General features: G+C 56.0%; 7 protein-coding genes. 5 read left to right on the forward strand and 2 right to left on the reverse strand.

The genetic code is table 11. From position 1 onward, the window contains the following. Nucleotides 1–43: 43 nt before the first annotated feature. The 5 genes from LKR43_RS15945 (at nt 44) to LKR43_RS15965 (ending at nt 4628) form a co-directional block, all read left to right on the forward strand. Nucleotides 44–1906, forward strand: a complete 1863-nt coding sequence (locus LKR43_RS15945) for a copper resistance system multicopper oxidase (RefSeq protein ID WP_227685174.1) — start codon at nt 44–46, stop codon at nt 1904–1906. Nucleotides 1907–1911: 5 nt separating this feature from the next. After that, nucleotides 1912–3069 carry a copper resistance protein B gene (locus LKR43_RS15950; RefSeq protein ID WP_227685179.1) on the forward strand — a complete coding sequence of 386 codons (1158 nt, stop codon included), beginning with the start codon at nt 1912–1914 and terminating at the stop codon, nt 3067–3069. Nucleotides 3070–3143: 74 nt separating this feature from the next. After that, entirely contained in the window at nt 3144–3653 is a 510-nt protein-coding gene (locus LKR43_RS15955) for a plastocyanin/azurin family copper-binding protein (RefSeq protein ID WP_227685175.1), read from the forward strand. 14 nt (nt 3654–3667) lie between these two features. Further along, a complete protein-coding gene (locus tag LKR43_RS15960) occupies nt 3668–4141 on the forward strand; it encodes a cytochrome c (protein ID WP_227685176.1) in 474 nt (157 codons plus the stop codon). A gap of 70 nt (nt 4142–4211) precedes the next feature. Then, a complete protein-coding gene (locus LKR43_RS15965; RefSeq protein ID WP_180033038.1) occupies nt 4212–4628 on the forward strand; it encodes a DUF411 domain-containing protein in 417 nt (138 codons plus the stop codon). Between the two features lie 94 nt (nt 4629–4722). Here LKR43_RS15965 and LKR43_RS15970 read toward each other — a convergent pair whose 3' ends face one another. Continuing rightward, the gene (locus LKR43_RS15970) at nt 4723–5169 is read right to left on the reverse strand and encodes a DUF305 domain-containing protein (RefSeq protein WP_227685177.1); all 447 of its coding nucleotides are present in this window, start codon (nt 5167–5169) and stop codon (nt 4723–4725) included. A 104-nt stretch (nt 5170–5273) separates the two neighbouring features. Next, nucleotides 5274–7571 (reverse strand): heavy metal translocating P-type ATPase, encoded by a 2298-nt coding sequence (locus LKR43_RS15975; protein WP_227685178.1) that lies wholly within the window; start codon nt 7569–7571, stop codon nt 5274–5276. Between the last annotated feature and the right edge of the window lie 298 nt (nt 7572–7869).

Raw genomic sequence — 7869 nt, forward strand, 5'->3', positions numbered from 1 at the left:
AGACGAAGCTCCGATCAACGATTCATTACAGGATTCTCCCCGCGTGAAACGCTCAACTACGCTAGCCGTTCCCCCCCCGGCCATACCTCGTCGCCGTTTTGTGCAAGGCCTTGTGGCCGGCGGCGTGTTGCTGGGCTTGTCGCCATTTGCCCGTGCCGCTGGAATGCAATCAGGCCGAACTAGTACGGGTTCTGCGGCGGTACTGAGCGGGACCGAATTTAATCTGGAGATCGGTGAATCACCTGTGAATTTCACTGGTACGCCGCGTATGGCGACGACGGTCAATGGTTCGCTCCCGGCGCCCACGTTGCGTTGGCGCGAAGGCGATACCGTCACTATTCGCGTCAAGAACCGCCTGAACGAAACCACCTCAATTCATTGGCATGGCATCATCCTGCCATTTCAGATGGACGGGGTGCCCGGGATTAGTTTCGCGGGAATTCCGCCGGGCGAAACGTTCATGTATCAGTTCAAAGTGCAGCAAAGCGGCACGTATTGGTATCACTCGCACTCGGGCATGCAGGAGGCCACCGGGGTCTATGGGGCGATCATTATCGACCCCGCACAGACTGACTCCATACGGGCCGATCGCGAGTATGTCGTCCAACTCTCTGACTGGACCGACGAGGATCCGATGCGGGTTCTGGCCAAGCTCAAGATGCAGGGCGACTACTACAACTACAACCAGCCCACGGCGGTCGATTTCTTTCAAGACGCCTCCCAGATGGGCCTGAAAGCCGCTATCGACAAGCGCAAGATGTGGAACGAGATGCGCATGAGCCCCACGGATTTGGCCGATCTGTCCGCGAACGTGCTGACCTACCTGATGAATGGTACGACGCCGGCGGGCAACTGGACGGGGCTATTCCGACCTGGAGAGCGGGTGCGGCTGCGCTTTATCAACGGTGCGGCTAATACTTTCTACGATGTACGCATTCCGGGCCTTCAGTTGACCGTCGTTCAAGCCGACGGAGTCAATGTGGAGCCCGTTACGGTGGACGAGTTCCGATTTGGGCCCGGAGAAACCTACGATGTATTGGTACAACCGAAGGACGACGCTTACACCGTTTATGCGCAAGCAATGGACCGGACAGGGTATGCGCGCGGTACGCTAGCCACGCATGCCGGTCTCGAAGCGCCAGTACCGGCGCTCGACCCCGTGGAATGGTTGACCATGGCGGACATGATGGGCGCTATGGGCGGAGGCATGGCAGGAATGAGCCATGGCGCGGCCAACCAATCGTCCGGTGGCATGAGCCATGGAGGCATGGCCGGAATGGGCCACGGGAATATGGCTGGAATGAATCACGGCAGCATGCAAGGTATGAATCACGCAGGTATGTCAGGCATGGACCACGGCGCTATGTCTGCGGCCGGCGCCAGCACCCAAGTACGCCATGCCAGGACCGAGTATGGGCCCAGCATTGATATGCGGGTCGATATGCCGCGCACCAACCTGGACGATCCCGGCATTGGGCTGCGTAATAACGGCCGACGCGTGCTAACGCTGTCCGATTTGCACACCGTGGGCGGCCCAATGGACCCGCGCGGCGCAGAACGTGAAATCGAGCTCCATTTGACCGGCAATATGGAGCGCTATACCTGGTCGTTCGATGGCGTCGAGTTCGGAAAATCAACCCCGGTCCATTTCCGTTATGGCGAACGGGTCAGGGTAATTTTGCACAACGACACCATGATGACGCACCCCATGCATTTGCACGGGATGTGGAGTGAACTGGAAACGCCAGACGGCCAATTTCAGGCGCGACGCCACACGATACCCGTGCAGCCTGCTCAGCGTATCAGCTTTCTCGTGACCGCCGATGCGCTCGGACGCTGGGCATGGCACTGCCATCTGATGCTGCACATGGATGCCGGGATGTTTCGCGAAGTGGTGGTGGCATGAAGACAATGAACGACACGTTAGGCATCCTGGTCATGAACAATCAATTGAAGAAGAAGTTTCTTGCGGCGGCTATCGCTACAGTGGGAGTGATGCCCGTGCTTGCCTATGCGCAGACGCATGCCGGCCATGCCGGTCATACTGCGGCGCTGCCCGCAACAAGCACGCCCGCGACGGCTTCGGGCATGGATCATGGCTCTATGAACATGTCCGATAAGGATCACGGTTCGATGGACATGCCCGGTATGGGTCATGGCGACATGAAAATGCCCATGAAGCAGCCTGACTCGATCAAAAACACTTCCGCCATGCCGGGAATGTCGCACGGTCAGTCCGGCTCCAATGCGCCAACCTCCGCACACGATATGGGTGCCATGGACCATAGCGGTGGCGAAATGGATCATGGCGATATGCAGATGCAGGGCGGCTCGCCGCCGCCGGACGCTCGCGATCCTGACGCCTACTCCGATGGCTACGTCCGCAATGCCGGCAAGTATGCGTTGCCGCCGTCAGATGCGCTAATCATGTCCGACATGCACAACTTCGGCTCCGTCAATTTTGACCGGTTGGAGTACGTCAGGGCGCGCGGCGAGGAATGGGCGGCCTATGAAGGAGAGGCCTGGTACGGCAGTACCTACAACCGCGCCGTGATCAAAGCCGAAGGGGAAGTAGCGAGCGGTAAGCTGCAAGAATCTGAGACGCAACTTCTGTGGCGCCATGCAGTTTCTACGTTTTGGGATACGGAGCTGGGCTTTCGTTTCGATCATGGCCAAGGCGTGCCGAACCGGGAATGGTTGGCATTTGGCTTTAAAGGGTTAGCGCCTTACTGGTTTGAAGTCGATGCCACAGCCTATGTTGGCTCGAGCGGCCGCACCGCTTTGGAGCTGAAGGCCGAGTACGACATCCTGTTGACTCAGAAGCTATACCTCCAACCCAGCGTCGAAGTGAGTTTCTATGGAAAGAACGATGAACGCTGGGGCATTGGTAGCGGCTTGACAGACGGCACGGCGGGCTTGCGCCTCAAGTACGAAGTCACGCGTCAGTTCGTTCCGTACGTGGGCGTCGAATGGTCCAGCAAGTTTGGAAAAACGGCGGATTACGCACGAGCAGCGGGCGACTCCAGGCAGGAAACCCGCTTTGTGGCCGGTCTGAGCTTTCGCTTCTGAAGTCGTCTTTCACCTTTCCACATGGGCGGCTTGAAAAGGCAACCTGTTAAAGCTAATCTCAAGAGAGCATTTATATGAAAAAGACACTGTCCATTCTGGCTTTGAGCGTACTTCCAAGCCTCGCATTGGCTGCCGGGAACCATGGCGGGGGGCATGGCGCACCGGCGCATGGCATGCCCGGTCACGATATGTCCACCATGTCGAATGCACCTTCGCCAACTGGCCAGCCTGGCGATCCGGCTAAAGTTACGCGCACGATTGAACTGACGATGGACGACACCATGCGGTTTACGCCTGGTGACATCCAGGTCCGCGCTGGCGAGACAGTTCGTTTCTTTATCAAGAATACGGGGAAAATCCCTCATGAAATGGTGATCGGGTCCATGGCCGATTTGAAGGCCCATGCGGCCGAGATGCAGAAGATGCCGGGGATGCAGCATGCGGAACCGAATATGATTACATTGGACCCGGGTAAGATTGGCGGCTTGGTGTGGCAGTTCGACCAGGCGGGCACTGTCGATTTCGCTTGCCTGATTCCGGGTCACATGGAAGCTGGAATGGTCGGCAAGGTAAAAGTCAGCTGATCTAGCGCATTCAAATGACACGGAGAAAATTGGTCTTTGGAGTGGTTGGCGTCGTCATAATCGGCGCCGCCGCCGTCCTTTACAGCACGATTCGGCCATCTGGCCCGGCATTCATCGACCCTGCGGACCAATCCCTTGTGATGCAGGGCAAGGCGATCTATGCGAACAATTGCGCAGCCTGCCATGGCGAGGCCCTGCAAGGCCAGCCGAACTGGCGTGAACGCATGTCCAATGGCAGGCTGCCTGCGCCGCCGCATGACAAGAGCGGCCATACCTGGCACCATCCCGATGCGATGTTGGTCGATATGGTGAAAAACGGCCTGGTCCCTGGGAAGACAGCACCTCCAGGCTATGTAAGCGACATGCCCGCGTATCGCGACATTCTCAGCGACCAAGAGATCATTGCGGTACTGACTTATATCAAGAGCACTTGGCCTCCTAAGGTTCTAGAGGCACAGAAGGAAGTTACTTTACAACGGCAGAACTAAGCTGCTTAGTTGTGGTCTTTATCCTTACTTCGAAAATTATAGTTTTACATTTCCCTCGTGGAGCGGTTTCATGAAATTATGGCTAGTAGCGGCGGCGTTGAGTGCTGCATCATCCTTTGCACATGCGGCCGGTGCGGCTATTACGGTTTACCAGGATCCCAATTGCGGCTGCTGCTCCGGTTGGGTTGAGCATATGCGGGAGTCCGGCTTTGATGTTACGGCGATCAAGACGACCGATATGGCTTCGGTCAAGCAAAGACTCGGCGTGCCATCGCAGCTTGGTTCATGTCATACAGGCGTGGTAGAAGCCACTGGACAAATCATAGAGGGGCACGTGCCGGCCAATGCTGTCAACAAATTACTTGCTGACTCGTCGGTGAAGGGCGTATCGGCTCCAGGAATGCCTTTGAACGCGCCGGGTATGGGGCAGCTTGACGGTAATCTGATTACTGTTGACTTTACTGGTAAACCGTTTTCGAAGGACTGAGGCTGTCTAGCAAAGGAGCTACGTGGCGTTTACTTGTATCTCTTTGCGCTACAGACGTTAGAGGTGCCGGCACGGTAAAAGATCAACAGCAAACTTATTTATCGAGGTCATTGATAAGTGCTTTCATCTTTTTGATTTCCCGGCGCTGTGACTCGATGATTTGATCGGCCAGCTCACGAACTCGCGGATCTGAGAGATTCGCTCGTTCGCTGGTCAAGATTGCGATGGAATGATGTGGAATCATTGCCTTCATCCAAGAAACGTCCTCGATGGTTGTCTGACTACGCACAAGCCAGAGCGCAAGGACGAATACAACCGCGCTTCCGGCAAAAATCCCGATATTCATCCGGCGATTCTGATGCATGTTCAGCATGAAGGCCAGCATGATGATCGCCATCGCAGCGCCCATCAGCAACGCCATGTAGACGCGCGTCTCACTAAAAAATACGTCGGTCAGCTCATACGTATTCAAGTACATAAGGCCGAACATGATGATGGTTGAGGTGCCTATCATGGCGGCAAATCGAAGGTATTGGCGCATGGCTGAACTCCTGTTTTACGTAAAGATTTGCTATTACTCCAAACAAGTCAGCTTTGGCTACTGGCTAAGTTCAAGTGCCACCGACCTACGCGACGAGTTGCACTTCAGGTAGACTTTCGAAGCCGAAGGGCATTAAAAACGACCGATGCTGAACTCAGGCTCATCGCCAGGGCCGCGAACATGGGTGAAAGCAGCAGGCCAAGAAACGGGTACAAAACGCCGGCAGCTAACGGCACGCCCAGAGCGTTGTAAATGAATGCGAAGCCTAGATTCTGCTTCATATTGGCGATTGTTTTGTCCGAGAGGTGGCGCGCAATCGAGATGCCGCGCAAGTCTCCCTTGACTAATGTGACTTGCGCGCTGTTCATCGCCACGTCGGTTCCCGTACCCATCGCAATGCCGACATCGGCTTTGGCTAGAGCAGGTGCGTCATTAATGCCGTCGCCGGCCATCGCAACAACTCGGCCTTCTGCTTGAAGTTTGCTGACAAGATCGAGCTTGTCGGCCGGCTTCACTTCACCGTGAACCTCGTCAATGCCTAGTTGCTCTGCCACCGCTTTAGCCGTCGAAACGCCGTCGCCGGTTGCCATGATGACCCGGATTCCAGCCGCCTTGAGATCCTTTACGGCTTCGGGCGTACTTTTCTTGATGGGGTCAGAGACGGCCAGCAAGCCTGTTAATTGACCGTCTGTAGCTAAATACATGACGCTCGCACCTTTGGCGCGCAACGATTCAGCGCTACTGGTCATGATCGAGACATCAATGTTTTCTTGATCCATCAAGGCAGTATTGCCCAAAGCAAGGCGTTTGCCCTCGACCTGGCCACGTACCCCGATACCGCTACCTGATTCGAAGTCATTTACAGCACTTAGGTTTAAACCGCGCTCCCGCGCTGCTTTGACAATAGCATCGGCCAAGGGGTGTTCGCTGCCCTGATCAAGGCTTGCCGCCAAACGAAGCACCTCGTCGGCCTCCGTGTCACCTGCGGGAATGGCCTGCTCGAACTCAGGCCGGCCTTCGGTTAATGTGCCGGTCTTATCAACAATGAGGGTATCGACCTTGCGAAAGTTTTCGATGGCTGCTGCATCGCGAAAAAGCACCCCCTGGGTGGCGCCACGACCGGTGGCCACCATGATGGACATGGGCGTGGCCAAGCCCAGGGCACATGGGCAGGCTATGATCAGTACAGCTACGGCGTTAATCAAGCCATATACCCAGCTCGGTTGCGGCCCAAAAGTACCCCAAACAAAAAATGTGATGATGGCGATGGCGACGACTGCCATCACAAAATAACCTGCCACCTGATCAGCCATCCGCTGCATCGGCGCGCGAGAGCGCTGGGCTTGCGCGACGAGCTGGACGATCTGCGATAGCACTGTGGCTGAGCCGACCTTTTCAGCTCTAATCACTAGTGAGCCCGACGTGTTCATCGTTGCGCCGATCACTTTGTCGCCAGGGCGCTTGCTTACTGGCAGCGGTTCGCCTGTGAGCATGGATTCATCCAGGGAACTGGCGCCGTCTTCCACCAAGCCGTCTACGGGGACTTTCTCCCCAGGGCGCACACGCAAGCGATCGCCTTCATGCACGTGCGTCAGGGGTACATCCTCTTCTGTTCCATCCGCGTTGATCCGGCGTGCTGTTTTGGGTGCAAGTCCAAGCAGCGATTTGATTGCAGCCGAAGTTTGCGACCGCGCCCGCAGCTCCAGGATCTGGCCAAACAGGGTCAAGGAAATGATCACCACCGCGGCTTCAAAGTAAACAGCCACACGCCCCATGGACATGAAGGTTTCGGGGAAAACGCCCGGTGCGACTGTCGCCACGACGCTATAGACAAACGCAGCGCCTGTGCCAAGACCAATGAGTGTCCACATGTTGGGACTGCGGTTGACAACGGATTGCCAGCCGCGCACGAAGAAGGGCTGCCCAGCCCATAGCACCACGGGTATTGACAACACGAGTTCGATCCACGTTTGCGCGCTCATGTTGAACCAGCCAAGCTGCGGACCGAACATGGCCAGCACGGTGACAATGACCGTAAGGGGCAGCGTCCACCAGAATCGCCGAGAGAAGTCTTTCAGCTCAGGATTATCGTCCTCCAGGCTGGGCATGAGCGGCTCAAGCGCCATGCCGCACTTTGGGCAGCTTCCCGGATGATCCTGTCGAATCTCGGGGTGCATTGGACAGGTATAAATGGTGCCCGCAGCTGCTTGCTCGAAAGCCGCTTCGGTTGCATTTTTTGGCGCAAGGAACTTCTCAGGATCGCGCTCGAACGTTTCCAAGCATTTCGCGCTGCAAAAAAAGAAAGGCTTGCCTTGACGCTCAACGTGATGTGGCGAGTCTTGTGTCACCTGCATACCGCACACAGGATCAGTGAGTTGAGCGGCGGAAGCCTGCTGCTTCATGTTGTGATCATGAGTGTGTCCAGAACTGTTCTGCGCCATGGCGATAAAAACCTTCTAAAGGTCTGGGCGCAAGGTCGTTGCATACTGCATGCACGGCTAAATGCTCTTAGCGCCCCAGGGACATTTGGGCCAAATTTCATCATGCCACATATGCACACGTTTCAAGTCGTTAATTCAGGGCCTGCCACATTACATTTTTGTCATGTATCCGGACCCGTAATGTTTATGCACTGGAGTGGAGGTTTGTGTTCGTGCTAGCGGACCTAGCCAAAAGCACGTCAAATTAGATCGACCATGG

It is taken from the genome of Pusillimonas sp. MFBS29 (genome assembly GCF_020687695.1).
In the GTDB taxonomy this organism is placed as follows: Bacteria; Pseudomonadota; Gammaproteobacteria; order Burkholderiales; family Burkholderiaceae_B; genus Pusillimonas_C.

What these genes read in the sequence shown, in the direction of transcription:
- LKR43_RS15950 (WP_227685179.1), top strand. Translation starts at nt 1,912, where the DNA reads ATGAACGACACGTTAGGCATCCTGGTCATGAACAATCAATTGAAGAAG.
- LKR43_RS15955 (WP_227685175.1), top strand. Translation starts at nt 3,144, where the DNA reads ATGAAAAAGACACTGTCCATTCTGGCTTTGAGCGTACTTCCAAGCCTC.
- LKR43_RS15960 (WP_227685176.1), top strand. Translation starts at nt 3,668, where the DNA reads ATGACACGGAGAAAATTGGTCTTTGGAGTGGTTGGCGTCGTCATAATC.
- LKR43_RS15965 (WP_180033038.1), top strand. Translation starts at nt 4,212, where the DNA reads ATGAAATTATGGCTAGTAGCGGCGGCGTTGAGTGCTGCATCATCCTTT.
- LKR43_RS15970 (WP_227685177.1), bottom strand. Translation starts at nt 5,169, where the DNA reads ATGCGCCAATACCTTCGATTTGCCGCCATGATAGGCACCTCAACCATC.
- LKR43_RS15975 (WP_227685178.1), bottom strand. Translation starts at nt 7,571, where the DNA reads ATGAAGCAGCAGGCTTCCGCCGCTCAACTCACTGATCCTGTGTGCGGT.